The sequence below is a fragment of the Paenibacillus sp. V4I9 genome (assembly GCF_030817295.1).
Classification (GTDB): domain Bacteria; phylum Bacillota; class Bacilli; order Paenibacillales; family NBRC-103111; genus Paenibacillus_E.
In genome coordinates, this window is sequence record NZ_JAUSZE010000001.1 from 7,917,255 (window position 1) to 7,943,018 (window position 25,764).

Genomic DNA, 25,764 nt, shown 5'->3' on the forward strand with positions numbered 1-25,764 from the left:
AGGAGCGTGAATCACAATGAAGAAAAAAATTGTTATGGTAGGAAACGGAATGGCTGGAGTCAGTTGTATTGAGCAAATGCTAAAGCTTGCGCCCAACCGCTACGAAATTACAATCTTCGGAAGCGAACCGCACCCGAACTATAATCGCATCCTGCTCTCATCGGTTTTGGCCGGCGATGCCGATATGAAGGACATTGTTATCAATGATTGGTCTTGGTACGAAGAAAATCACATCACCTTATATACGGGGCATACGGTTAACAAAATTGATACGGAACGCAAGCTCGTTAGATCGGACGGGGGTGTCAGCGTCCCTTACGATGAACTGATCATCGCTACTGGATCGCTGCCTTTCATGCTTCCGCTGCCTGGAGCGGACAAAGAAGGCGTCATCGCCTTCCGAGATATCAAAGATTGCGAGACGATGATCGAAACCGCTAAGAAATACAAGAAGGCGGTCGTGATTGGCGGCGGGCTTCTCGGTCTGGAGGCAGCGCGTGGCCTGCTAAATCTGAATATGGAAGTATCGGTTGTACACATTAACGAATACTTGATGAATCTGCAGCTCGACAGAACAGCTTCTCTCTTGCTGCAGCAAGAATTGGAACGCCAAGGCATGAAGTTCCTGTTAAAGAAAAACAGCGAATCGATTCTCGGGAAAAAACGTGTTACGGGACTTCGTTTTACCGATGGATCGGAAGTTGAAGCGGACCTCGTGGTCATGGCCGTAGGGATTCGCCCTAACATTGCGCTTGCCAAAGGCAGCGGGATTGAGATCAATCGAGGTATTGTCGTCAATGACCTTCTCGAAACGAACGTGCCTAACATCTATTCCGTCGGCGAATGTGCCGAACATCGCGGTGTAGCGTACGGCTTAGTCGCTCCGCTCTACGAGCAAGGCGGGGTTCTTGCCAAACGGCTCGCAGGCATAGAGACCGGAGGTTATCAAGGCTCCGTCGTATCGACCAAGCTGAAAGTATCGGGCGTTGACGTGTTCTCGGCAGGTGAATATGCGGATAAACCTGATACCCGTGCTGTACGCGTGCAGGACGACTTCGAAGGTATTTATAAGAAGGTTGTCATTAGAGACGGCAAAGTCATCGGTGCTGTTTTGTTCGGTGACATCAGTGACGGCTCTCGCCTGTTTGCGATGATTCGTAACGGAGAAGATGTAACAGGCAAAGAAAAGACGGTTCTGCTCGGTGAAGGTGGAGGTAAAGCGAAATCCGGCCTAGATTTGGTTGCATCAATGAGCGATGACGAAATTGTTTGCGGCTGTAACGGCGTCTCCAAAGGAGCGATCGTTCAGGCTATTCAAGAGAAAGGCTGTTCCAGCCTCAATGAGATAAAAGCATGTACCAAAGCATCCGGTTCCTGCGGCGGCTGTAAGCCTCTTGTAGCTGATGTGCTCACATACGTACTCGGCGCAGACGGTGTGAAAACCGTGAAAGAAGGCATATGCGGCTGTACGACACTCGGACGTGATGAAGTGGTGGAAGCGATCCGCGGTATGAGATTGACGACATCGAAGGAAGTCATGAATGTACTGGAATGGTCGAATACAGAAGGCTGCTCCAAATGTCGCCCGGCGCTCAACTATTATCTTGCCATGGTTTGGCCGGAAGAGCATGAGGACGAAAGAGAGTCCCGTTTTGTGAACGAACGCAATCACGCGAACATCCAGAAGGATGGCACATACTCGGTCGTTCCGAGAATGTACGGAGGTGTAACAACGCCGAAGGATTTGAAAAAAATCGCAGAAATCGCAGAGAAATACGAAGTACCGCTCGTGAAAGTGACAGGTGGTCAGCGTATCGATTTGCTCGGGGTGAAGAAGGAAGACTTACCAGGCATGTGGGCTGATCTCGATATGCCTTCAGGCTATGCATATGGTAAGTCGCTGCGTACAGTGAAAACGTGTGTAGGCTCAACGTTTTGCCGCTTCGGAACGCAAGATGCTATCGGCATGGGTATTCAGCTGGAGAAGAAGTTTGAGCGTTTGGGCACGCCGGCGAAAGTTAAAATGGCTGTATCGGGTTGTCCTCGGAACTGCGCGGAAGCCACGATCAAGGATTTTGGCGTTGTGGCGATTGACGGAGGCTGGGAGCTGCATGTCGGCGGTAACGGAGGAACAAAGCTTCGCGGAACCGATTTACTGTGCAAAGTGAAAACCGAAGAAGAAGTACTGGAATGGTCCGGTGCTTACTTGCAGTACTATCGCGAAACAGGGAAGTACAACGAACGGACTGCAGAGTGGGTAGAACGTGTCGGTTTAGATACGATCAAAGCTGCACTGGAGAATAAAGAAGATCGCGCCGCTCTAATAGAGCGCATTGAGAAGTCGCTCGATCTGATGAAAGATCCTTGGAAAGAAATCATTGAACAGCAAGAGCTGCGCAAGACGTTCGTTCCGATAGAAGAACAGTCGGCAGAGTCTATTTTGAAATAGAGGGGATGAAGCATATGAAACGGGTTCACGTTGGGAACATTTCAGAAATTGCGGAAAAAAGATCAAGGGTGGTTCGGATCGGCGCCTTAGAAATAGCGATGTTCAAGCTTTCGGACGGTGCGATCAAAGCCATTGAGAATAGCTGCCCGCACAAAGCGGGTAAGCTTTCCGAAGGCATCGTGTGTGATCATCACGTATTTTGCCCGCTGCACGATTGGAAGATCGATTTGCACGACGGAGTCGTCCAAGCGCCGGACGAAGGCTGTGTAACTAGCTTCCAGGTGGAAGTGGATGAGAGCGGAGATATGTATCTGCATATTGCAGAGGAAAGTATCTTGGCATCCTAGCCGAGGAGAGTGCCGTAATTATGCGACCAAATGGATCCGCCCTTGCGCTAGGGTTATCAACAATGGCTATGATGGCTTCCTTCGTCATCTGGAGTGTATTTTCCCCGATTGCCGGACAAATTCAGGAACTGTTTCATCTCAGTACTATTCAAAAAAGTGTGCTGATCGCCACGCCGGTTTTGCTAGGATCTATCCTGCGAATCCCGATGGGGATTTATACGGATCGCTTCGGCGGTAAGCGAGTATTTGCATCAACGATGCTGTTTCTTGTGATTCCTCTGCTGCTAGCAGGATGGGTCCATTCTTATTGGCTGCTGCTGCTGTGTGCACTGTTTATCGGGATGGCTGGGACGACTTTTGCCATTTCCCTGACGTATGTATCCAGATGGTTCCCGCCGGAGAGACAGGGTTTCGTGCTTGGATTAGCCGGACTCGGCAATTTGGGCGGAGCGGCGGCGAGTTACGCTTTGCCCTTTGTCTTTAACATTTACGGTTTGCAATGGGTGTTTTGGAGCCTAGCGATCATGATTGTGATCGTAACGGCGCTCTTTTGGATCGGAACGAAGGATTTACCTGCACCGTCCAAGGTGAAGACGTTCAAACAATCAATGGTTGTGCTTAAAGAACCATCGACGTGGTATTTATCTATTTTTTATTTTCTGACATTCGGAGGTTTCGTGGCTTTCAGCGTCTACTTGCCAACATTTCTCAAAGATTTATTTCAGTTGTCGGCAACGGAAGCGGGCGTGAAAACGGCTGGATTTGTTGTTATTGCCACGCTCATTCGCCCCTTAGGCGGATATTTGGCGGACCGTATCGGTTCACGCAGAGTTCTGGTGGTTGTGTTTGGGGGTATCATCATTACCTCGCTCGCCATGTCGGCGTCCTTGCATCAATTTGCCGGGTTCAGTGCGAGCTGTCTGGTCGCAGCTGCTTTACTCGGAGTAGGGAATGGGGCTGTGTTTAAAATGGTTCCGGAGGTTTCTTCAGGCAATACGGGTGCGGTAACGGGTATCGTTGGCGCCGCAGGCGGTGTCGGCGGTTTTTTTCCGCCGATCGTACTCGGCATTATTAAAGATTTATCAGGCGCATATACACTTGGGTTCGTCATGCTTATGCTCTTTGCATGCGGTTGTCTATATATGAATCATGCGACTAAACGTATGGTGATCAACAAACAGGGCGCGACAGCAGTTTAAGTAGAGAAGATCCCTTTGGCGGGGATGGAACTTCAGCATGGAAACGTGGAGGTCAAGCATATATGGGGAAACAAAAACTTGTCTTAATCGGTAACGGTATGGCCGGAGTACGCTGCGTGGAAGAAATTCTGGGGCTAGCTCCCGATCGTTTCGAGATTACGATTTTCGGCGGCGAGCCGCACCCGAACTATAACCGCATCATGCTGTCCAAGGTGCTTCAGGGCGACACAACGGTAAATGATATTACCATTAATGACTGGCAATGGTATGAAGATAACGGCATAACACTGTATGCAGGTGATCCGGTTGTCAGCATCGATACGGCAAAGCGGCAGGTAATCAGTGAAAAGGGGCGTACTGTTGAGTACGATCAACTCATCCTCGCCACTGGTTCGTTGCCGTTCATGCTTCCGCTGCCGGGGGCGGATAAACCGGGCGTGACAGCTTTCCGGGATATTAACGATTGCAACAAAATGCTGGAAGCTTCTAAATCATATAAAAAAGCCGTCGTTATCGGAGGCGGTCTGCTTGGTTTGGAAGCGGCGCGTGGTCTGCTTAATCTGGGCATGGAAGTCCATGTAGTGCATATTTTCAATTATTTAATGGAGCGTCAGCTGACTCCGACGTCGGCGAATATGCTGCGTAAGGAGCTGGAAAAGCAGGGGATGCGCTTTCTGCTTGAAAAGCAGACGGAAAAAATCATCGGTAAAAAACGTGTAGAAGGTCTGCAGTTCAAGGATGGAAGCAAAGTAGAGGCCGATCTTATCGTTATTGCGGTAGGTGTGCGTCCGAACATCAAGCTTGCGGCAGACAGCGGCGTGGAAACGAATCGGGCGATTGTTGTTAATGATTTCATGGAGACGAATGTGCCTAACGTGTATGCTGTTGGGGAGTGTGCGGAGCACCGTGGAATGGTATACGGTCTCGTAGCACCGTTATATGATCAGGGTAAAGTGCTGGCGAAGAGAATTTGCGGCGTTGATACCGAAGGCTATTCAGGCTCAATTTTGTATTCGCAGCTGAAGGTATCCGGGGTTGAGGTGTTTTCGGCCGGAGAAATTCGCGATTCCGAGATTACCACTTCACTCAAAGAGATCAACGGCGTTCATAACACGTATAAAAAAATTGCCATTCGCGACAACAAAATTGTCGGAGCGGTATTGTTCGGAGACAGCAGCGAGGGCAACAAGCTGCTTGGTTACATCAAGCAGCAAGCGGAAGTGTCCGTGCTGGAGGAAGAAGCAGCAGGAGGAGGTGCGGATGAAGCGTATGCGGCATCGCTGTCTCCTAACGCGACCGTATGCTCCTGTAATGGTGTAACGAAGGGCGCGATCATGGATGCGGTTCGCGAGAATGGCTGCGAAAGTGTCGAAGACGTTCGCGCCTGCACGCGCGCATCGAGCACATGCGGCGGTTGTAAGCCGCTCGTATCCGCGATGCTGCAGCTGGCGCTGCAGAGCAAGGATGCGCCGGCAGCGCCGAAGGAGACGGTTTGCGGCTGTACAACGCACAGCCATGACGAGCTGCGCGCGGCTGTGGGCAGCGCAGGGTTTGCCACGGTGCGCGAAGCGATGAACGCGCTGGGTTGGAACAAGGCGGACGGCTGCGCAGTGTGTCGTCCGGCCTTGCAATACTACGTCGGCCAAGCGCTTGGCGCTGTGACAGACGACGCGGGTGCTGGAGCGGCTCCGGCGTCTCCAGCGGCGAGCTTGCTCGCCGACGGCACGTACGTTGCCCGGCCCCGTATGTACGGCGGCGTTACGAGCGCCGAGCAGCTAAGGCGAATCGCGGATGTGGTCGACAAGTACAACATTCCGCTGGTGAAGCTGACCGGCGGCGCGCATCTGGATCTCCTGGGCATCGATGCAGGGTATGTAAGCTCCGTCGGTACGGAGCTTGGACAGCCGGATGCAGCGACTCCGGCCTATGGCAAAACCATCGCTTCCGTTGCGACATGCACTGGTATCGGATACGATCCAAGCGCTCTGCAGGACTCCATCGGGCTGGGCGCCAGCCTCGAATACAGATTGGAGCGCCTGCAAATGCCGGCTGTCGTGAGCGCAGCTGTCTCAGCAAGCCCTCTGCACCGCGCGGGGACGCTTGTCAAGGATCTTGGCGTTGTTGGCGTGCCGGGTGGCTGGGAAATCTACGTTGGCGGCAGTGGGGGAGCAAAGCTCCGTCAAGGAGAGCTGCTGTGTATGGAATCTTCAGAAGACGCGGTTCTAGAGCTGTCGGCGGCTTTCCTCCAATGGTATCGCGAAGAGGCAAATTACGGTGAAACGACAGCACAGTGGATCGAACGCATAGGCATTACACAGCTGCGAGAAGGATTGTTCAATCTCCTGTTCCGTGCTGAACTGATCGCGAGAATGAATGTGGAGCTCCAGGTTACGAAACAGAAGCAAGTAAATCCGCAGCCGACGGCTGCTTTGATAAGGTGAGCTGAGCGTATGAGTCAATTATTAGAACAAGAACAAGGTGGTACTGGTTCTCTTCGTGTGATGGATACTCAATGCCCTTTCTGCAGCGTACAGTGTAAAATGCAGGTGATCGAAGAACGAGGCGCCGCAGAGGGGCGTCCGACTTATTCGGTCGTTCCGAAACCGAATGCGGCTTCGGAAGGGCGACTTTGTATAAAAGGCATGAATGCTTACCAGCACGTACTTACAGGAGAGCGCATTCTGCATCCGATGATGAAGAAGGATGGTCAATTCGTCCGTATATCGTGGGAGGACGCATATGATCAAATCGTCAGCAAGTTTACTGAGCTTCGTGGTCAGTATGGCAATCATACAGTTGGCCTTTACGGAGGGGGCTCTCTGACGAATGAATCTGCTTATTTGTTGGGTAAATTCGCTCGTGTTGCACTGCAGACGAAATATATTGATTATAACGGCAGGTTTTGTATGTCGGCAGCGGCTTCGGCTGGTGTCAAAGTATTTGGCATCGACCGTGGTCTGACAAATCAGCTGTCGGACATTGAAATGGCCGATTGCATGATACTGGCAGGGACGAATATTGCGGAGTGTCAGCCGACACTTATGCCGTATTTTACAAGAGCAAAAGAGAAGGGCTCCTTCATCATAGCGATCGACCCGAGGGAAACCGGTACAACCCGTATCGCGGATCTGCATTTGAGAGTGAAGCCGGGTATGGATGCGACATTGGCTAACGGTATGCTCAAGATTCTGCTTGAAGAAGGGTTGATTGATCGAGATTTCGTCCAACAGCGTACCAAAGGCTTTGCGGAACTGCAATCTCACTTGGAATCGCTTGATCTGGGTGAAATTGCTGAGTTAACCGGCGTATCTGCTGAGTTGATCCGCAAGGCGGCGCTGGCTTACGGTAAAGCGGCCACAGGCATGGTGTTCACAGCGAGAGGCGTTGAGCAGCAAACAGACGGGCATATGGCGGTTCGCAACTTCCTAAACCTTGTTCTGCTGACAGGGAAAATCGGCAAACCGGGCTGCGGCTACGGCGCTGTCACCGGTCAAGGGAACGGCCAGGGCGGAAGAGAGCATGGACAGAAGGCTGACCAGCTTCCGGGCTATCGCCTGATAGAGAACCCTGAGGATCGCGCTTATGTTGCGAGTGTTTGGGGGATTGATCCGGGTGATCTGCCTGGCAAAGGCGTCTCCGCATACGAGATGATGGAGAAAGTCTACGAGCAGGAGATTCGCGCCTTGTTCGTTATGGGCTCCAATCCGCTCGTCTCCAATCCGAACGCTAACTTCGTCGAAGAAGGGCTGAAGAAGCTCGATTTCCTTGTCGTAGCCGACTTCCTTATGTCAGAGACAGCATTGCTCGCGGATCTGATTTTACCGGTTTCCGCTTATCTGGAGAACGCAGGAACACTGACCAACCTCGAAGGACGCGTGCTGCTGAGGGAAGCCGGCCGGCCTGCGCCGGGTGAAGCGAAGCATGACTGGCAGATTCTCTGTGATTTGGCAGATAGGCTGGGCAAAGGTCAATACTTCAACTTCGCAGACGTCGAAGACATTTTTGATGAGCTTCGCTTAGCCAGTCGAGGCGGTGCAGCAGACTACTATGGCATTACGTATGACCGCTTACGGAAGGAAGAGGGGGTGTACTGGCCATGTCCGGAGCTGGAGCATCCCGGTGCGAAGCGGTTGTTTGAATCGTCATTTCCGCTTCCGGAAGGCAAAGCTCTGCTGACTTCTGTGGAGAATCATCTGCCGAAAGAGCAAGTCAGTGAGGAGTATCCGCTATACCTCACAACCGGTCGTGTGCTTACGCATTATTTGACTGGCGTGCAGACAAGAAGAAGTCATTCTTTGGCGGCGCATGACGTGGAGTCTTTCATGGAGATTCATCCGAAGACGGCCAAGAAGTACCGCATCGAAGATGCTACTCTCGTCAAGTTGGAATCCAGACGCGGCACGATTTATGTACGCAGCAGGTTCAGCAGCGACATTCGGGAAGACACCATATTCGTTCCGATGCATTGGGGTGATACGCAGAACGTCAATAAAATTACACATGACGCGCTCGATCCGACCTGTAAAATGCCAGGTTTTAAAGTTTGTGCAGTAAAGGTGAGTTCGTTAGTTTCGGAATATGCTTAATATCATGAAACCGATCCTGTTGGAGCTTTGTTAGCCTCCACTAAGGGTCGGTTTTATCTCGTTTCAACCCAAGCTTTTAGCAGCAACGGCCGTCTTCTCCGAGTGGGAGATGATCGGGATAGGATGAGCGCAGATGGGCAGCCTAGCAAAACTCCGCTATAATAGAGGAAAAGATGCTGGAGGTTTGGTCATATGGATGATTTGCGCTACCCTATTGGATTGTTTGTACACGAAGGTGAAATTTCAGGGGAGCAGCTGCAAGAGTGGATGGCTGACATCAAGTCGACGCCAAGTAAGCTGCGTGAGGCGGTTACTGGGCTATCTGACGAGCAGCTGGATACGCCTTACCGCCCAGGAGGGTGGACGCTGCGGCAAGTCGTTCATCACGTCGCAGACAGCCATATGAACAGCTACACGAGGTTTAAGCTGGCATTGACGGAGGAAGAGCCGACGATCAGACCTTATTACGAGGAGCGCTGGGCTGAGCTTAGCGATGGCAAGTCTGCTCCGGTGGAGCTATCGCTTACCTTGCTTGATGCATTGCACAGCCGCTGGATGATTGTTCTGCACGATATGCAGCATGAGCAGTTTGCACGTGCATTCGTGCATCCTGAGTCAGGGAAGACGATTCGACTGGATTGGAACGTTGGCAATTACGCATGGCATGGTAATCATCATATTGCCCACATCACGAGCTTGCGCGCTCGCAGGGGCTGGTAAACAACGAAAACCCGTTAAGTCACAGGACTTAGCGGGTTTTTTCGACTCTACCATTATCCATTTCGTCACTGATGCTTGATTCAGCCGTATCATCACTCAAATAACGGCCGACTTTATCGATCCACTCTTGTACGTAGTGATCGGTTGCCCACTGCGCCATAACGAGCTTCTCGCCGGGCTGAAGGTCCAAGGTTAGTTGTGGATCATTCCCTGGCGCTTGCCCGTAAGGGTAGAACTTGAGCTTGCCGTTCTCGAAGATGACGATCATATCATTCATCGGCGATGTTAACGCATCAGTCGCTAGCGGCCACGAAGACTGAATGGTGCTCCATGAGCAGCAAAGATCATCGTGATTGATGACTTTATCAGGCAGCTCGCGCGGGAAGTCGTGCAGGACGTAGTTATCAGGCGTCACTGCGCTAATTCGCGGCGTCTCGGCGACCTTGCCGACCCAGCGGCCTGGTTCACGCTGAACGGTCCAGCTTTGGCCTGTAATCTCACCAAGCAATTTGGTAGAGCTGGTCGGTACATTTGCAAGGATGTTGCTACTGCTACTGCTGCTGCCATATAAATCGGTGATCGAAACATGGTTCTTGTCCACCGGTTTGTTATAGAACTGCACAGTATGCCCTTCTTTTAATTGTGGGAGGGTACGAACCCAGATGCGTTCCGCTTGATAAGGGGCATTACCTCGCCAAGCCTCCTCTGACTCACTGATGGAAACATATTGATTCCCAGCGAATAACAGGGTCTCCACACGATTTAACTGTTCATCAGCTTGATCGGGGAACACTTCTGGTTTCACGGGCTGATCAGCTAAATGAGCAGATAAATAGTGGAACTCGTCTGTTTTTGTTTTGTGAACTAAGGAATCGATTTTCCAAAAATTTTGCTTATAAGGCATGAGAATTCCCGTGCCCTCGGACGTCTTCTGCAGTTGGCCGCGAACTGGTGCGATAAGCATTGTTCGATAGGTACTGTAACGAATGGGTCCTAAAGCATGCTGCGCCTCCGTATTGTTAGATTCACGCTCGGTCCTTAGCCCAATAAGCAGTGCGGTGCTTATTGGGGCAGGGGACGAACTAGTGGACGCTGCCGTCGTAACAGAAGCATCCATTGCAGGAGCTGCATCACTTTGAGTATGAATTGTACGCCATGGGAAGATCAGTAACGCAGCAGCTATTGCACCGAGTCCGGCGAAACAGAGTAGGGGCTTTACCTTCGGCTTCGCTCGTTCCTTCCGCTCAATGGCTTCCTCGATCTCACCCTGAAGCTTGGAAGTAAAGCCAGATTGCTTAAGCGGTCCTGATTCCAATTGCTTATGTAAATCATCCGGATCAGGAGTTTTCAAGCGCTTCACGCTCCTTCAAACTGATCACCTTGAGTCTGGCGTGGTGAAGTCGGGATTTAACGGTTCCCTCCGAGATGTTAAGGATGGCAGCCATTTCTTTCGTTGAGAGCTGATAATGGGCATGCAAAATTAAAATTTCTCTGTATTTTGGGGACAGAGATATCACTTTTTTCCATATATCACTAGCATATAATTTCTCCATCGCTTCTGTTTCTGCCGATTGTGATGTGCCTGCAGATTGAATGAAGCCAACAAGTGTAACTTTGCGCCAAAATGCTTTACGTAAGTAGTCATATGCGGTATTACGTGTAATGGTAAGCAGCCAGGTTTTGACCGAAGCTTCACCGCGGAATGTAGTAAGATTGCGATATACTTTTAAGAAAGCATCCTGCGTAATGTCATCTGCTAAATCTGAATTACGGCAAATGCTAAATGCATAATTCCATACGTCATTCCCATAAGTTTCCATTATATTACGAAGAATCACTTTCTGATCCGTTGTTTCAGATACGTACTTTAAGTAATCAAATACATGGACACCGGTCGTCTCCATTCTCTCACCTCTCTGAATTAGACGTTACAAGTACAAAAAAGTTCGTATTTTTATAAAAAAAAAACATGCCTTATAGGATTCGTGAGTGAACTGGCAGATGAGTCGGACTTCTATGTGTAATTTGAAAAATGGCTATAGCTCGAAATCTGGAGGAGATTTGCTTTAAGGGAGAGAAATGAACAAACGGATAATATGACCAACGAAAAGATTGCCTTATCTTTAAAAAGCATGGTAGGCATACTATACAGTAATCAAGCTGATTTGGTTCAAAGTGTAAGAGCACCACATATTTAAAGAGGATGAGAAAGTATGCTTGTTCATGAGGTGTCTTGACAATAGAAGGCATTAACGCGCAATATGAAGAAAGGACACTGGATGCAAGATCAGGTCCTTCGGAGAGGGAGAACACCATGAATTTCGTTGAGCATATAGTGGATCATTTGCGGTCTGGTCAAATTAAGAACTTTCCGCAGCCGATTGCTCTGAACTTGGGCTTAGCTTATACAGTTAAACTGGAAGACAGGAAGACGAATTTAATTTGGCTGCCTTTCGAATTTACAGGTCTCGCTTACATTGATATGGGACAATTAGTGAACGTACATCCTTATTATCGAGGCGTTATTATCGAGGAAATCGAACTCTCGCGCGGAACGGATCTACATAAGCCCCAAACGGAGGAAGCTTTCATTAAAGCTATATTTGTGAAAAGCTGGGAAATGCATAAACTGCTGCAGCAGGAAAAGTATGCGAGTCTGCAGGGTAATGCGCCAGATTTCCTGACCAAAATGTTGTACATAACAGATTGGCTGCGCTATTATAATTCAGTTATAACCGTGGGTGCTGGGAAAAAGGTCGGCTAAATGAGCCGTTTTTCATTGGAAGGCAAGGACTGTGTTTTCTACATGTGTAGAAGCACGGTCCTTTTTCATACCTATCCCTATGGCTATAGTCCCATTGGTGGATAGTTCTTGGCACCTTGGATCACTAGGCTTTAAGCCTGTTCTCAAAGCATTGTAGAAGGCTTATCCTAAAGACTGGTGTAAACGATGCCAAAAACTCATGGAGAAGCGGAGAGTAATAAGATGTTACAGCTCAATAAATGGCTTGCAATTGCAACGGTATGTTGCGTAATGACAATAGGTGTCGTACAAGGGAAGAGTGAAGCAGCTGGTATGACGGACGTTCGTGGCCATTGGGCGGAGCAGACGATTAGTCAGATGGTGCAGCAGGGGTTACTGGATGGCTTTCCTGATGGGACTTTTCGACCAGATGATTCTGTGACTGCTGATCAATTTGTGAAAATCGTATTGCTCGCTTTTACAGATAAATATCCGAATGGCGAGCGCAAATGGAAACCGAGCTTTCTGCAAACGCTTAGCGCGAGCAACCAAAGTATTTTGCACCAGGATTATCGGGATTTCACGTTCAAACCGAACACGGTCGGATATTGGGCAAAACCTTATTTGGATTTGGCCAGTGATCTTCATTTTATAAGCAAAGGTCAGTTCAGTGACTACAAGGCAATGCTAAAACGCGAAGATGTGGCCGAAATTCTGTACTATTTACTCAAGGAAACCGAGTATTTGGAAGATGAAGTGTACAGTCTCAAAGCAGCTTCACAATTCGGTGATCTTCAAAGTGCGACGGCCAGACAGCAGAAATTTATCGGCGAGGCCATGACGAAGGGAATTATGGAAGGCTACCCGAACGGTTACTTCGGCGTTGGACGAACGGTTACCCGGGCTGAAGCGCTGCAAATCATTGCTCGTTTGCAGACGAAGTCGAAGCGCATCAGTGTGAACAGCGGAAGTGAAGCGTTCATCAAAGTTGTGCCGACGAAGGATGGCAGCTATAAGAAGTTGGTATTCCCCAATCAGCGCATGCTGCAAGCCTACGATGTGATGGAGGAAGCGGGCAAGCTGCGAGGTGCAAATTATGACCTTGAAGAAACAACGCTGCGCTTATTCCGAGATGCCGAGGCTAAAGGGCTGGCGATGAGCGGTGCGACCACCGAGGTACGCAACAGCAATGAAGTGTCCTTATGGTTAGATCCGCAGTTTATAACCTACGGAGTGACTGTGCACCTAGAAAACGGGACACTAGCCCGCAATACGGAGAGCATTCGGAAGTTCACGGATTTCCTTTTTGGCTATGACGCAGACATCTTCTATCGCCAGTTTACTGATGCTTGTGAACGCGCAGCGGCTAAAGGTGTTCTCGAAACCACAACGAAACAAATCGGGAGCTACTCTGTTGAAACTCGGTTAGAACCAGATGGGAAAACGATTATTTTTTCAATTATTCATTCCTAAATATACATATAAAGTGTTTAGAAGCTGTACATACAAGTCGTTTGTAAAAAACTTTATATCACGGATATCTGGATAACATGTACATACAAGTGTATAATATGAAATCATATGTACATAACTGGAAGAGGTCGCGAAGATTGCCTACCGTACTTACAACTTGAACCCCTCGGTAGAGCCAATGGACCAAAAGCTGCTGGATCGACACTTCCTAAGGAAGCACGGCGCGAACGCTTATTACGGGCAGTAAGGATAAGCGACTGCACGTCCTTTGGGGACGTGGGTGGTTGTCAAGGTTGATGCGGAGCAACAGATAAAAAAGGGCAGTTGGCATACGATGCCGACTGTCCTTTTTGCTTTGAGCTTATCGCAGTGGTGTGAACCAACCAGCCCTTTTTTTACATTTGGGAAGGAAGGTTATTTTTTGGTATGATAAACAGGTAAATGATTTGGGGAAGAGGGATGACGAGAGATGTTTACGAAATCAAGTTATGAGGGAACAAGAGAACATAATTATGCCTTGCTGATTCAGCAAGTTGAAGCTTTGATACATGACGAACCTAATCGCATTGCGAATTTGGCTAACGCCGCTGCACTGCTCGGACAATTTCTGAGTGATGTGAATTGGGTAGGTTTTTATTTATTAGATGAGACAAGTGACAAGAAGGAGCTCGTGCTGGGGCCGTTCCAAGGACTTCCGGCTTGTGTACGAATTCCACTGGGCAAAGGCGTTTGCGGTACATCAGCTGAACGTCGGGCAACGCTACTTGTTCCAGATGTGCATGCATTTCCAGGACACATTGCCTGCGACGCGGCATCACAATCGGAGATCGTAGTACCGATCCTTGTAGGAAATGAGCTCATCGGGGTGCTGGATATTGATAGTCCTATCAAGAGCCGATTTGATGACATCGATCAGCAGTACTTGGAACAATTTGTACAAAAGCTTGCAGCTGCTATGTAATATCATAGGTGGCAGAGAAAATATCTGCCATATCTTCATCGGAACAGAAGCTGCAGCTAGCCAGCATGTTGTTATGTTTTAAACGAGCACCTAATAAGATCAGATGACTGGTAAGCTGCTGTTCCATAATTGGATCTGCGATGCTGAACTCAATCCCATATTCATAGAGGGATGGCTTCAGCATCGTTTTTCGTGTGAGGACACCCAATACTTTGATCTCTTGATGAAAAAGATGAAAAGTGAACTCCAGCAGTAAACTCATATCGATAGGAAGATTCAATGGGGTGTGAATACGTATACCGCCTGAGCTAATATCTCTTATCATAATCTTAGAATGTTTGGTGTCAGCTGCCTTGTTTTTGATACCAATGATTTTGAACAAGGCTGATAAAGGAATTTGAAGATTGAGTCGGAAGCTGGAGCGCTTATTTGCTTGTGACATACTTACTGCTCCTCATGGTTGATAGGTCCATTATACTATATTGATGATTAATTTGAACTGCCTTTCATTTGATGAATTTGAAAATAATGCTACCTAATCGTGTGTAGAAAGCTTGCGAATAAATGATTTCAGGCTTTCTTCTCCGTTGATAAAAAGTCTTTTGAGCAGATAAGGGGACTGCTGGTTTGTCGCATAGCCTTGTTCAATCGTAAAAGCATAACGAAATCCATGATCCTTAAGAAGCTTCAACGTCGTTTTGTTATATTCGCCATAAGGGTAGCAATACACATCAGCTTTGGTTCCGAGCTTTTCCTCGATTTGCTTTCTGGCTTCCAAGATTTCGTAGGCTTGTTGATCCGCGGAAAGCTGAGGGAGATGAGGGTGTGTCATCCCATGAGGTTGAATGTCCCAGCCGGCTTCTTGCATCTTCTTGATCTGTTCCCAGTTCAGGTAACCTTCCTGATCGCTCGTACCTGGTGAAATAAAGAGGGTAGCTGGGAAGGAATATTTGGTAAGTAGAGGCATCGCTTGCTCATAATTATCGATGTATCCGTCATCAAAAGTTAGCAGCACTGGTTTCTCTGGAGCCGCCTCGACGCCTTTTCCTTCGATAAGGCTAATAAAAGTAGTGAGAGAGACTGGGGTGAAACCATGGTTGTGAAGATACGCCAGCTGCTCTTCGAGCTTGGCTGGGGAAATAACGACAACATTCCCTGGGTCAATCGTGACACTGTGGTAGTTGAGGACGGGGATGCTGATTTTGGACGGCATAGGTGCTGGTTTTGTTGTAGATTGGATAGTCCCCTTAATTTCGGAAGCAGCCGAGGGAGTGGCAGCGAGAACAGGAGCGGGAACGGGAACGTAAGTATCCAATGTAACAGTGGAGGCCGCAGGCAATTTGGGTTCCTCTATGAGAGGAAGATCTGGCGTTATTTCTAAGCTTGGAACGGGCTTGTCCTCGACAAAGGTATAGACCTCGACCGGAGCTTGGGATGGAGATTCGTCGATTTGAGCATCGACCTGATAATCGACCAACGCTGGAGCTGCTGAAGATCCCCATAACCGGTATCCCGAGGAGCTAAGGCCAATGGATACGAGTAGGAGAAGTATAGTAAATAGACCGGCTAGTACCGAATAAATAAGGATTCTCTTTCTTTGGTAGTTCATAGGCACACCAACCATTTCTAGAGGAATAATCTATTACTCTATTTGTAAGCAAAGGTTGGGAGAAATATACCTAGTTTAGCCGGTTAGATAGATTCCCTAATATAAAAAAACGGCTATCCAAACTGTCTCCAGTTCGAATAGCAGTTTTTGGCGCGTGTGTTAAACCGCGTTGCTGATGATGGCAGCTAGAAGCTTGCGCATCGATCGAGTCCCGACTTTATCCATAATTTTATCAATATGGACTTTAACTGTTTTTTCGCTAATGTTGCAATGATCAGCTATTTCTTTGTTACTGTAGCCATGGAGCGCGATAAGACCTATAATTTCGGCTTCTCGGTTCGTAAGTACATGTAATGCTGCAAATTGGGTTATGACGGATTGCACACTCTTATGGTGAAGGTTCTTTACCGGATTCTCTTGTACATGCTGCATGCTTGAACGACCTCAATATCTTAATTAATTTATGGCATACAGTTTATTGTAACAGAGTTATCCACTATAGGATTCACATGAGATTGTCTAATTTTAAAATTTTTTGCTTAATCTTTACTTTGAATAACAAGTAATAAGCCTGTTTGGAGTTCGATGAGCCCTTCCGAGTCCTTAAGTACATTACTAATTCCAAGGGACTGTCCAATCTGAAGAGTCGCTTGTTGAAGCGGATATTGGAAACCGTGCAGCGTGATGCCGGTTACTTCCAAGCTAAGCGGCAGCAAGGATATATGTGTATAACTCCCCCGTAATATACGAGCGGATTGGTTAATGACAATGATTTGATTGTTGGCATCGACGATGGAACAAGAGACGCCTTGCTCTGTGCCTTTGCGAAGCAGATGTACATTGGCTAACGAGTGATCAAAGCGTGTGCCGAGCGCGCCAAGCAGGACGATATGATCTGGCTGCTGAGCCAGTGCCCAGTTAAAGGCCATTTCGGTATCGGTTAAATCCTTGAAGACCGGATCGCAATCGATGAAAGTGAGACTGGAAGAGCGAATACGGCTCAACTCTTCGGGAGTGACAGAATCGAAATCACCGAGTGAAATATGCGGCGTATAGCCATGTTGAATCAGATAAAGGGCACCACGGTCCGACCCTACGAGAACGTCATCTTCATGAATGTCTCCAAGGGCCCAATCCCCGAGTGTCCCTCCAGTTACAATGATAATTCGTTTTCCGTTCATGCTTGTTCCCCCAACGCTTGGATATCATCCCCTTAGTATATCATACGCAGGCAAAAACCGAGCTGCATGAATCACAGCCCGGTTCTATGATTAGGTTCTCGCGTCCACGCGCTTGCGCATAGGGTTAAGCTCAGACTGGTCATGATCAATTACGGCTTCATCGGCGAAGCCCTTCAATTCCCAAGTCGTTCGACCCAAAGTAAGATCGGCGGGAAACTCGTCGCCGCGCTTGAGCGTAACCTCTCGTCCTGCTTCATTGGCATAAATACCGTCCGTCTCAACCGTGTCGCCAGTCATGGGATCCATCGATTTGTCATTAGACATGCTGTATTCCTCCTTTCCTGTTGCTTATTCATACCATTTCCAACGATGGAGGAAATTATGAGTAGAATCATGTAGAATGAGAAGGTTGTCACAGACTAGAAGGCAGAAAGGGAATGAATCAGCATGGCTTTATGGGGGACGATTGTGAATGCAATCGCCATTATTATTGGGGGATTATTAGGAATGATGCTGCCCCGCATCTCGGAAGGCATAAAAAGCACAGTTATGCAGGGCCTTGGGCTCGCCATTACTGTGCTGGGCATTACTATGGCATTAAAGTCGAATCAAATCGTACTGGTCATTATGAGTGTAGTTATTGGAGGTATCATTGGAGAGTTGCTGCGAATCGAGTACAGACTTGGGCAGCTAGGTGACTGGTTGCAGGCGCTGCTGCGCAAAGATTCTTCTGCACATCCTACAAGCAGTATCTCGGAAGGCTTCGTGACATGCACCTTGGTTTATTGCATTGGAGCTATGGCGATTCTGGGTCCGCTCGATGGCGGCCTTAGGCATAATCATGATATTTTATATACCAAATCATTGCTGGACGGATTCTTATCCATTATCTTCGCATCTACCCTTGGGATAGGTGTGATCTTCTCGGCTGTGTCCGTGTTCGTGATGCAAGGGGTCATCGCTCTGGCAGCGACGTTTATTGCGATGGCATTTAGCCAGGCGTCCCTAGATGCTATGATCGTCCAAATTACAGCTGTGGGTGGCGTCCTGGTTATCGGCGTAGGCCTCAACATTCTCCAAATTAAAAAAATGAATGTAGCCAACATGCTTCCAGCACTTGTCATAGGGGCAGCAGCGGTTCCTCTGCAGCATTATTTCACCGTATGGTTTAGCCGACTGTTCTAAACGGCCGAACCGTTAAATTTGTATCCGACACCACGAACCGTAATAATGTAGCGAGGCTCTGCTGGGTTAGATTCAATTTTCTTACGCAGGTTACTAATATGTACAATGAGTGTTCGTGGATCGCCCATGCTGTCCAGGCTCCATATAAGTTCAAACAGGTGCTCGATTTTGTACACCCGATTAGGGGTTTTAGCCATTAAGGAAAGTAAATCGAATTCTTTGGCCGATAACGAGATGGTCTGTCCATTCACGCGAACGATGTGGCTGACCAGATCGATTTCGAGGCCAGGGAATTTCACCAACTGAGGATCATCCTGATGCTGCTCTCGAATGGAATTTCGACGTAAATGAGCTTTGACTCTAGCGACGAGCTGACTAGGGCTGAAAGGCTTCGTCATATAATCATCGCCGCCCATGCTTAATCCGAGAATAATATCGATATCCTCGCTCTTACAGGAGATGAACAGGATCGGCGTATTGCTCGTTTTGCGAAGCTGTCGGCAAACTTCTATACCATCAAGTCCTGGCAATAGAATGTCCAGAATAATAAGATCGGGCTTGTGTTCCTTCACGATCTCAAATACATCGTGACCGTTATTGGCGCTGATGACTTTATAGCCTTCCCGCGCTAGGTAGAGTTGAATCAATTGGACAATTTCTTGCTCGTCATCAACGACTAAAATAGTTTCTCCTGCCATACTAGAAATCCTCCTCAGTAACGGAACAGCTGTGGTAGAAAGAACGGTGTTCCCGCTCTAACATGTTACCTTCATTATAGAACGATTCTCCTAGACATTTCTATCCTTTTATTGACAGATAAAGAGATTTGGTACGGTTCTTACTCCGAAGTAGGTACTTTGATCTGCCTCTATATCCCGATAAATGTGAAAAGTGTATGAAAATAGTCATATTTCGACTTCGATTGACGAAAAGTTTGGATGAACTTAATTGAATCTTTATGTTCCCATGCTAATCTACCTAAGTCTCTATGTAGAAAGCACGAGAGGGGCTGCGAAGTAATGAGTCATAAGGCTGATTCGGATATTGCCAAACATTCATCGTTACAGAAGGATAGATTCGTACGCCAATTCATCGAGCAGGCATGGGATCTGTTTAGCATTTTTGATGTTTATGGAAAATTGACCTACGCCTCGAAGAGTTTTAGTGAGGTAATAGGATTTATACCTAGTGACTTTCAGCAAATGGTGGATTTTATCGATTCTGAATATGGTATGGATTTACATAAAATGTTTATCAAAACCTTGCAAACTTGCAGCAGCAGTAAGCTAGAATTTCGAGCGAGAGGTGTTAGTAAGAATATCATCTGGTTCGAGTGTACAGCGATTCCAATTCGAAATGATGAGGGTGTTCTAGCCGAGATTTCTTTCGTTCTTACAGATATCACGCTGCGCAAAAATCAAGAGAGCCGTCTTATCGCCATGGCTTTTCATGATCCTCTGACAGGTTTGCCTAATCGGCGAATGTTTAAGGAGCATCTGCAGCAAATGCTTTTGCAAGCTAATCGAACGAAGAGACCGTTTGGACTTTTATACTTAGACATAGATGATTTCAAAGTGATTAATGATACGATGGGTCATGATGTAGGAGATGCATTCTTGCAGGATTTCACACACCGCATCAAAGGATGTCTCCGTGAGGTTGATATGTTCGCCCGCATGGGAGGCGACGAGTTCACCATTTTATTACCCGCGGTGGATTGTAAGGAACATGTGGAAAGTGTCGCCCAGCGCATCATTCAGTGTTTTGAACAGCCATGGGACATCCAGGGGCAGCAGTTTCGCGCAACAGTCAGTATGGGGATAACAATGTATCGCTCGGAAGAAACCGATGCGACTAGTATGATGAAAGAAGTAGATATTGCCCTATATAAAGTGAAGGGCAAAGGCCGTAACCACTACCAGTTTTATTAGAAACCGTTACTCGGAGCTGAATGCTCTAAAGTAACGGTTTTTTGGTATGCCCAATATTTACCGTGGCACATTCAATTTCTTTCTAGCAGAATAGAGGAAGTAGCTAGATGCTAGAAATGGGGGGGTGCCGATGAATAAAACCAAAAATCGATGGAGCAAATTCGTGATTATAGTAGCCGCGGCGGGGCTTTTGACAATAGCAACAAGTTCAGAACCTAGTGTTAAGGCTGAAGCTAGCTCGTCTCAAGGGAAATTTACGATGTCTTATCTCTTCTTTGGCAATTCAAATTCCTATACCTCGCAAGTGGATAAAAGCGGTCAAACACTCGATGTCGTCTCGCCTAGCTACTTTCATATCAATGTAGATGGTAGTTTGCAACTATCTGATTCTCTACAGGACTCGTTCATTACTGACATGCACCAGCGAGGGAAGAGGGTTGTCCCTTTTTTTAGTAATGATTTCGATAGGACACTTGGTGAGAAAGCCATTGATAATCGAGAAGCGCTTGTAAATCAAATTGTTGAGGCAATCGAAGACCATAAGTTGGACGGCATCAATATGGATATCGAGAATGTAGATGCCGCTTTCCGGGATAAATATACGGATATGGTCAAAATGCTGCGCGATAAACTCCCGAGCGGGATGGAAGTATCAGTCGCTGTAGCAGCCAATCCTACAGGGGCGACGAATAGCTGGATTGCTTTGTATGATTACAAGGCGTTAGCCGCGGTGAGTGATTACTTGATGATCATGGCTTATGATGAAAGCTATCCTGGAGATCCGACCCCGGGACCTGTGGCAAGTTTACCCTTTGTGGAGAAATCCATTCGATACGCAGTAGCGCAAGCACCAGCCGATAAAATAGTTCTTGGTGTTCCGTTCTACGGGCGGTACTGGAATCAAAATGCTGCCGCTAATGGCTCAGGTGTATCCGCTCAGACGCTAATGAAGCTAATTGATACTTATAAAGGGACTGTGCGGTATGATGCTGCTAGCCAATCACCTGTGGCTACTTTCACGATAAGTCCAACCGATGCAGCGTCTAGCGTATATGGCAATAAGCTAGGCCCCGGCGACTACACAGTGTGGTTCGAGAACGAACAGTCGCTCAAAGAAAAGCTGAAATTGGTAGGCAAGTATAACTTGAAGGGGACTGGAAGCTGGAGCTTGAATCAGGAGACGACTGATACATGGGACTATTACAGCCTATGGTCCGATGGGTTTTACTTCGCCGACATGCAGAAGCATTGGGCGCTAGCTGACGTGCTTACCGCTGCGAACCGAGGCTGGATGCTCGGCATAGCCTCTGACCGGTTCGCGCCGGACGCGGCGCTCACGAGAGCGGAAGCCGCGACGATTATCGTGCGCGTGCTGGGCTTGAAAGGCGAGGCGTCATCAGTGCTCAGCGCCTCGTTCAGTGATGTCCCTGCCACCCACTGGGCGTGGCAGGATATCCGGCTCGCGAAGCAGAGCGGGCTGATCCAAGGGATCAGCAGCGATCGCTTCGCGCCGGATCAGATCATGACGCGGGAGCAGATGAGTGTGCTGCTGTCCCGCGCTTTGCAGTTGACTTCGCAGGCTGGCGGGGGAGCCGCTGCGAAGGGCTTCACCGACGTGCCGGCAGGTAGCTGGTCGGCAGGGGCCATTGCTGCGATGAGCAGCAATGGCCTTGTCGACGGCTTCGCGGACGGCACGTTCCGCCCGCGCGCGTCACTGACGCGCGGGGAGATGGCGGCGCTGCTCAGCCGCGCCCAGCCGCTGCTCACGAAGTGAGCTGGCTCTAGCAGAGAACCGCACCCTACTCCGGCTTGCCGAGTGGGGTGCGGTTCTTTGTTTTGCTTATCCGTAGCTGAACCGTCAGGACCAGAAAAGAAGCAGATAGCAGTGGTTACCAATGTTGTAATTTCTACAACAATCCGACACCTAAAGGCTATTTTGCAACTTGAAGTTGCAGTTCGTACAACATTTTGAACCCATTTGTGGCAAAATCGCCTGAATAGGGCCCAATTGTTGTACATAATGCAACATTGATGGGAAAGAGGAGGGATCTAGGCAGCAATTGTTGCACTTTCTACAACATCATTCAACCGAGCAACCTAGAATTTGGATTTCATTCATCCGGCAACGATGGATTCCGATCTAAGACACCTCAATGTAGAACAAGTTTGGTTGAATGAATCGACAGTCTCCTAAGTTATCGTTTGGGAGTTGCTTCGAAGAAACCGATGCCTTCTTCTTTGCCCAGTTTGACGAAGGTTGTCTTTTCTTTGGGGCCGGGTTTATCTGTGACAAATTGGCGGATATTTTTGACATGGGTTTCAGCACTGGTGATACGATTACAGCCGATCTGCAGCAGAGCGGATGAGGAAACGCCTAGAATACGGATGTTCTGTACACGAATAAATGAGCCTAAGTTATCCACGCACATTGTGAAGGGTTCTGGTGGCTGGGGGATGGGAAAGGGTCTTTGATAAAAGGGATAAGCCTTGAAGCTTCCCTCATTCCCATAATAGAAGGGAACTTCGCGCTGGACAGCGAAGACTCTTGTTTTTAGGGCTGTGTTGATGTTATCGCCAACATGCATGACACTGCCCGAGCCTAAGTCGTTCATATAGACATTGCCGACGATGGATAGGCGAACCATGGGTCATTCCTCCGCTGGAAGTGGTACGAATGGAGAAATGATGATCGATTCGGGGGGCGTGTCGAACATGGAGGACAATGAAATGACTTCTGTATCGCCAATGAGAAATATTGAAGAACTGGCTACCCCGATGATTCGCACATCACCTACGAAAAGTTGCTTGTTTTCTACATGTAAGTTCAGCATATTTTAGCCTTCCTTCCTTGGTAAACTGGATATGTAACTCTCAATTGCACTGATTATGTCTTGTTTTGTTTTCTCAAAGATGCTGGTTGTAACGGCCTCCATCGGTTCTTTGAAACCAACGCCGCGGTACTGATTGACATAATGCTGAATACGTGTGTCTAACTGTTTACGGATATCATCGATAATGAGGGCTTTGTAATCCTCGTCCAGTGGATACTGATATTTGTTCTCCAAATTTTGCATATCGGCATGAACACCATACTGCAAATATTGTTCTATCCCGCTGGAGATCTCCTGCTGAATGCCAAAACCAGAGGTACTTCCTTTCCCCTGATCTTGCCCTTGATCCCCCGTCCCTTGTCCTTGTGGTCTCTGCCCTATTCCTTGCCATGAACTTATCCCTTGCCCCTGCCCTTGCCCCTGAAAAAATGCATTCGCATCAGCTCCAGCATATTTGCCCATCGGGGCACCATTTACAGAGAGGTCATCGATATTGTCAAGCGAGCTGGGACTGATACCGATTGTTAATGTTCCGTCTAGCTTTTCGACTTTGAGTTGATCGAAATTATATTCAATTTTATCGATGTGGACGCGCTTCTGATCTTTCAAGGCGTTGAGGTCCGTTTGCAGTTTGGTTACGGTTTGTTCGAGCTTATCGATTCGCTGTTTCTGCATTTCAATATAGGCGGAGACCTGCTGGGCCCATTGCTGCCAAGTAATACAATTATGCATCTAGGAAAGGCACCTCCTTCCGGCTTCAATCCGTTGTAACCTCGTGACTTCTAGGAACAATGTCTATATCAAGTTGGCGCTGGTAAAGGAACCAAAGAGACTGGGTTAATTGCGCTTGATCCAAGCTCTGGAGCGGATTCAACGAATCCGCCTGTATTGTAAAGATTGGACAATGATCGGATAGATCCGGCGGTGCCAATTTGCAGAACGGAGGAGTTAGCCACTGAGTCCACTTTTAAATGCTGAATCATAATGGTCTGATGGATGGTCAAGTTCATTTTGGATGAACACCTCGCTCAGGTTAATAAATGAATGGAATTAAATGATTACTCCACTGGCATTGTTCTCGATAAGGTCGGAATCGTTGGTTACGGTGGTGCTATAGGCATTATAGATGCGAGGGAAATCCCCGGTATTAAATGAGCCTGCCCCGGCAAAAGTTTTGGAGGAGCTGTTAGGTGCGATGATAAAGGAATCGCCGAAGTGGACGACGGAGCCCGACCCCACGCTAATGATTTTGACATTCCCTACGATAGACGGCATAGTCGATCCCCCTTGCGCTTATCACAACTATAGTATATGAGGGTATTCGCCTAGAGGTGCCCTGTTTTTCATTTGGGTGTCACATCAGGGAGTAGGCACATATACTGCTAGTGAAAATGAGGTGATAGGCTTGAGCGGGTTTAATCGTCATCCTTGGCTAAAGTGGGAGCATGTTGAGAAGTTCCTTGGGCAAAAGCTGCCTTTCGGTGAAAAAGGGCAGACCTTTCTAGATAATATGACGTGGGCCGAGGGATATGTACAGGACATGCTGAAAAAAGCGATGCCGGGTTTGGATGCCAATCTTTCTGGATATGCGGGCTCAGAAATCTTTGAGACACATGAGCACGTAATTATTAAGGTGAAGATTGCCAAAGATGAAGATCCAAGAGCGTTGCAGGTGTTTGTAAAATCCAATCAAATCAAGCTGACTGGCTTTCTAAGCGGTAAGAACCGAATCATCAAGCTTCCGACCCTTGTGCAACCAAGGACGGCTAGAGTGAGCTACAAACAACGTCTGCTGCAGATCAAGGTGCGCAAGCGAGGTTTAAGGGAGAACTATGTTGAGGCGTACATCCGTTATTAGCGAGTCAGGAGGGCGGAATACACTTTGACTTGCAGACTCCAAGGTGAAAAACAAAAACCCTCAAGCCATTATGGCTGAGGGTTATCCTTGTTGGACTATAGGACCCGGCGAGCAGTCATGTAACGAGACGACCAAGTTCCGCTGTGAATGTTAGTAATACGGACTCCGCCTGCACCGTATGTTTGAAGCAGGTTGCCGTTACCCATATAAATGGCTACATGGTTAATGACACCGGGTTTGCCCGGAATAGAGAAGAACACGAGATCGCCTGCGCGAAGGTTGCTTCTGGATACATAGCTTCCGACATGGGATTGCTGTTTAGAGGTTCGCGGCAGGTTTACACCAACCCGTTTGAACACGTATTGTGTGAAGGAAGAGCAGTCAAATGTTCGCGTTTGACCCGCTTTTGCACCGAATTGATAAGGTCTTCCCAAATAGTTTTTACCGATCGAAATCACTTGACTGGCACGAGAAGTTGCTGTGATTGACGCATCAATAGCCTCTGCTGCTCCTGCTTGATGAGGCACACTCACCATACCTGCTGAAAGTCCTATGGAAACGGTCAATGCCGCTACGACTAGTTTCTTGTACCACGTTTGTTGTTGGTTTTTCATCTGGTTTGCCTCCTTAGAGTTTTGTAAGCCTATGCTGAGCTTTCATTAGAAAGCTTGATTTGCATGACTCTTCTACT

General features: G+C 48.1%; 27 protein-coding genes and 1 pseudogene. 14 read left to right on the forward strand and 14 right to left on the reverse strand.

Annotated features, from left to right (window positions below; genetic code table 11):
* Window positions 1–16 precede the first annotated feature (16 nt).
* From nirB (QFZ81_RS36490) to QFZ81_RS36515, 6 genes are all read left to right on the forward strand, one after another.
* Window positions 17–2,449: a nitrite reductase large subunit NirB gene (gene nirB, locus QFZ81_RS36490; protein WP_307606694.1), complete on the forward strand. Its 2,433-nt coding sequence runs from the start codon at window positions 17–19 to the stop codon at window positions 2,447–2,449.
* Window positions 2,450–2,463: 14 nt separating this feature from the next.
* A complete protein-coding gene (nirD, locus tag QFZ81_RS36495) occupies window positions 2,464–2,796 on the forward strand; it encodes a nitrite reductase small subunit NirD (protein WP_307435713.1) in 333 nt (110 codons plus the stop codon).
* 20 nt (window positions 2,797–2,816) lie between these two features.
* Window positions 2,817–3,995, forward strand: coding sequence for an MFS transporter (locus QFZ81_RS36500; RefSeq protein WP_307435710.1), 1,179 nt, complete (start codon window positions 2,817–2,819; stop codon window positions 3,993–3,995).
* A gap of 62 nt (window positions 3,996–4,057) precedes the next feature.
* On the forward strand, window positions 4,058–6,436 hold the full coding sequence (gene nirB / locus QFZ81_RS36505) for a nitrite reductase large subunit NirB (protein WP_307606697.1): 2,379 nt from the start codon (window positions 4,058–4,060) through the stop codon (window positions 6,434–6,436).
* A 9-nt stretch (window positions 6,437–6,445) separates the two neighbouring features.
* Complete coding sequence (gene nasC / locus QFZ81_RS36510; RefSeq protein ID WP_307435704.1) at window positions 6,446–8,581, forward strand: assimilatory nitrate reductase catalytic subunit NasC; 2,136 nt, start codon at window positions 6,446–6,448, stop codon at window positions 8,579–8,581.
* Between the two features lie 192 nt (window positions 8,582–8,773).
* The gene (locus tag QFZ81_RS36515; protein ID WP_307435701.1) at window positions 8,774–9,301 is read left to right on the forward strand and encodes a YfiT family bacillithiol transferase; all 528 of its coding nucleotides are present in this window, start codon (window positions 8,774–8,776) and stop codon (window positions 9,299–9,301) included.
* A gap of 28 nt (window positions 9,302–9,329) precedes the next feature.
* On the opposite strand, the gene QFZ81_RS36520 is transcribed toward QFZ81_RS36515, so the two are convergent.
* Together QFZ81_RS36520 and QFZ81_RS36525 are read right to left on the reverse strand one after the other, a co-directional pair.
* On the reverse strand, window positions 9,330–10,652 hold the full coding sequence (locus QFZ81_RS36520) for a hypothetical protein (protein ID WP_307435698.1): 1,323 nt from the start codon (window positions 10,650–10,652) through the stop codon (window positions 9,330–9,332).
* A complete protein-coding gene (locus tag QFZ81_RS36525; protein WP_029196193.1) occupies window positions 10,639–11,205 on the reverse strand; it encodes an RNA polymerase sigma factor in 567 nt (188 codons plus the stop codon). Before QFZ81_RS36525 ends, QFZ81_RS36520 begins: the two co-directional genes overlap by 14 nt.
* 410 nt (window positions 11,206–11,615) lie before the next feature.
* On the opposite strand from QFZ81_RS36525, the gene QFZ81_RS36530 reads away from it, so the two are divergent.
* From QFZ81_RS36530 to QFZ81_RS36545, 4 genes and pseudogenes are all read left to right on the forward strand, one after another.
* A complete protein-coding gene (locus QFZ81_RS36530; protein ID WP_307435695.1) occupies window positions 11,616–12,065 on the forward strand; it encodes a hypothetical protein in 450 nt (149 codons plus the stop codon).
* Window positions 12,066–12,287: 222 nt separating this feature from the next.
* The gene (locus tag QFZ81_RS36535) at window positions 12,288–13,517 is read left to right on the forward strand and encodes an S-layer homology domain-containing protein (RefSeq protein WP_307435692.1); all 1,230 of its coding nucleotides are present in this window, start codon (window positions 12,288–12,290) and stop codon (window positions 13,515–13,517) included.
* A gap of 118 nt (window positions 13,518–13,635) precedes the next feature.
* A pseudogene (araD, locus tag QFZ81_RS36540) lies at window positions 13,636–13,764 on the forward strand (L-ribulose-5-phosphate 4-epimerase); the annotation flags it as partial.
* Window positions 13,765–13,986: 222 nt separating this feature from the next.
* On the forward strand, window positions 13,987–14,478 hold the full coding sequence (locus tag QFZ81_RS36545; protein WP_307435688.1) for a GAF domain-containing protein: 492 nt from the start codon (window positions 13,987–13,989) through the stop codon (window positions 14,476–14,478).
* Here the strand turns inward: QFZ81_RS36545 and QFZ81_RS36550 are convergent.
* The 5 genes from QFZ81_RS36550 to QFZ81_RS36570 all read right to left on the reverse strand — a co-directional run bounded on the left by QFZ81_RS36550 (window position 14,471) and on the right by QFZ81_RS36570 (window position 17,592).
* Window positions 14,471–14,920, reverse strand: a complete 450-nt coding sequence (locus QFZ81_RS36550) for a PilZ domain-containing protein (protein WP_307435685.1) — start codon at window positions 14,918–14,920, stop codon at window positions 14,471–14,473. The two genes, QFZ81_RS36545 and QFZ81_RS36550, sit on opposite strands and share 8 nt — an antisense overlap.
* A 93-nt stretch (window positions 14,921–15,013) precedes the next feature.
* On the reverse strand, window positions 15,014–16,087 hold the full coding sequence (locus tag QFZ81_RS36555; protein ID WP_307435682.1) for a polysaccharide deacetylase family protein: 1,074 nt from the start codon (window positions 16,085–16,087) through the stop codon (window positions 15,014–15,016).
* Window positions 16,088–16,246: 159 nt separating this feature from the next.
* A complete protein-coding gene (locus QFZ81_RS36560) occupies window positions 16,247–16,519 on the reverse strand; it encodes a helix-turn-helix domain-containing protein (RefSeq protein ID WP_307435679.1) in 273 nt (90 codons plus the stop codon).
* A gap of 107 nt (window positions 16,520–16,626) precedes the next feature.
* Window positions 16,627–17,268, reverse strand: coding sequence for a thiamine diphosphokinase (locus QFZ81_RS36565; protein WP_307435677.1), 642 nt, complete (start codon window positions 17,266–17,268; stop codon window positions 16,627–16,629).
* A gap of 90 nt (window positions 17,269–17,358) precedes the next feature.
* Entirely contained in the window at window positions 17,359–17,592 is a 234-nt protein-coding gene (locus tag QFZ81_RS36570) for a hypothetical protein (protein ID WP_307435674.1), read from the reverse strand.
* Between the two features lie 123 nt (window positions 17,593–17,715).
* Here QFZ81_RS36570 and QFZ81_RS36575 point away from each other — a divergent pair, with 123 nt between their 5' ends.
* Window positions 17,716–18,453, forward strand: coding sequence for a DUF554 domain-containing protein (locus QFZ81_RS36575; RefSeq protein ID WP_307435671.1), 738 nt, complete (start codon window positions 17,716–17,718; stop codon window positions 18,451–18,453).
* On the opposite strand, the gene QFZ81_RS36580 is transcribed toward QFZ81_RS36575, so the two are convergent.
* Window positions 18,450–19,151 carry a response regulator transcription factor gene (locus QFZ81_RS36580; protein WP_056833708.1) on the reverse strand — a complete coding sequence of 234 codons (702 nt, stop codon included), beginning with the start codon at window positions 19,149–19,151 and terminating at the stop codon, window positions 18,450–18,452. The two genes, QFZ81_RS36575 and QFZ81_RS36580, sit on opposite strands and share 4 nt — an antisense overlap.
* A gap of 321 nt (window positions 19,152–19,472) precedes the next feature.
* Here QFZ81_RS36580 and QFZ81_RS36585 point away from each other — a divergent pair, with 321 nt between their 5' ends.
* Entirely contained in the window at window positions 19,473–20,384 is a 912-nt protein-coding gene (locus QFZ81_RS36585; RefSeq protein ID WP_307435664.1) for a sensor domain-containing diguanylate cyclase, read from the forward strand.
* A 130-nt stretch (window positions 20,385–20,514) separates the two neighbouring features.
* The gene (locus tag QFZ81_RS36590; protein ID WP_307435661.1) at window positions 20,515–22,158 is read left to right on the forward strand and encodes an S-layer homology domain-containing protein; all 1,644 of its coding nucleotides are present in this window, start codon (window positions 20,515–20,517) and stop codon (window positions 22,156–22,158) included.
* 421 nt (window positions 22,159–22,579) lie between these two features.
* Here QFZ81_RS36590 and QFZ81_RS36595 read toward each other — a convergent pair whose 3' ends face one another.
* The 5 genes from QFZ81_RS36595 to QFZ81_RS36615 all read right to left on the reverse strand — a co-directional run bounded on the left by QFZ81_RS36595 (window position 22,580) and on the right by QFZ81_RS36615 (window position 24,490).
* Window positions 22,580–23,029: a spore germination protein GerPE gene (locus tag QFZ81_RS36595; RefSeq protein WP_307435658.1), complete on the reverse strand. Its 450-nt coding sequence runs from the start codon at window positions 23,027–23,029 to the stop codon at window positions 22,580–22,582.
* A gap of 3 nt (window positions 23,030–23,032) precedes the next feature.
* Window positions 23,033–23,215: a spore gernimation protein GerPD gene (locus QFZ81_RS36600; protein ID WP_373462555.1), complete on the reverse strand. Its 183-nt coding sequence runs from the start codon at window positions 23,213–23,215 to the stop codon at window positions 23,033–23,035.
* A gap of 3 nt (window positions 23,216–23,218) precedes the next feature.
* Window positions 23,219–23,947 (reverse strand): spore germination protein GerPC, encoded by a 729-nt coding sequence (gene gerPC / locus QFZ81_RS36605; RefSeq protein WP_307435656.1) that lies wholly within the window; start codon window positions 23,945–23,947, stop codon window positions 23,219–23,221.
* A 68-nt stretch (window positions 23,948–24,015) separates the two neighbouring features.
* Window positions 24,016–24,225: a spore germination protein GerPB gene (locus QFZ81_RS36610; RefSeq protein WP_307435652.1), complete on the reverse strand. Its 210-nt coding sequence runs from the start codon at window positions 24,223–24,225 to the stop codon at window positions 24,016–24,018.
* Between the two features lie 40 nt (window positions 24,226–24,265).
* Window positions 24,266–24,490 carry a spore germination protein gene (locus tag QFZ81_RS36615; protein ID WP_307435649.1) on the reverse strand — a complete coding sequence of 75 codons (225 nt, stop codon included), beginning with the start codon at window positions 24,488–24,490 and terminating at the stop codon, window positions 24,266–24,268.
* Between the two features lie 130 nt (window positions 24,491–24,620).
* Here QFZ81_RS36615 and QFZ81_RS36620 point away from each other — a divergent pair, with 130 nt between their 5' ends.
* Window positions 24,621–25,073 carry an Hsp20/alpha crystallin family protein gene (locus tag QFZ81_RS36620; RefSeq protein WP_307435645.1) on the forward strand — a complete coding sequence of 151 codons (453 nt, stop codon included), beginning with the start codon at window positions 24,621–24,623 and terminating at the stop codon, window positions 25,071–25,073.
* 95 nt (window positions 25,074–25,168) lie between these two features.
* On the opposite strand, the gene QFZ81_RS36625 is transcribed toward QFZ81_RS36620, so the two are convergent.
* A complete protein-coding gene (locus tag QFZ81_RS36625) occupies window positions 25,169–25,687 on the reverse strand; it encodes a C40 family peptidase (protein ID WP_307435642.1) in 519 nt (172 codons plus the stop codon).
* Window positions 25,688–25,764 lie beyond the last annotated feature (77 nt).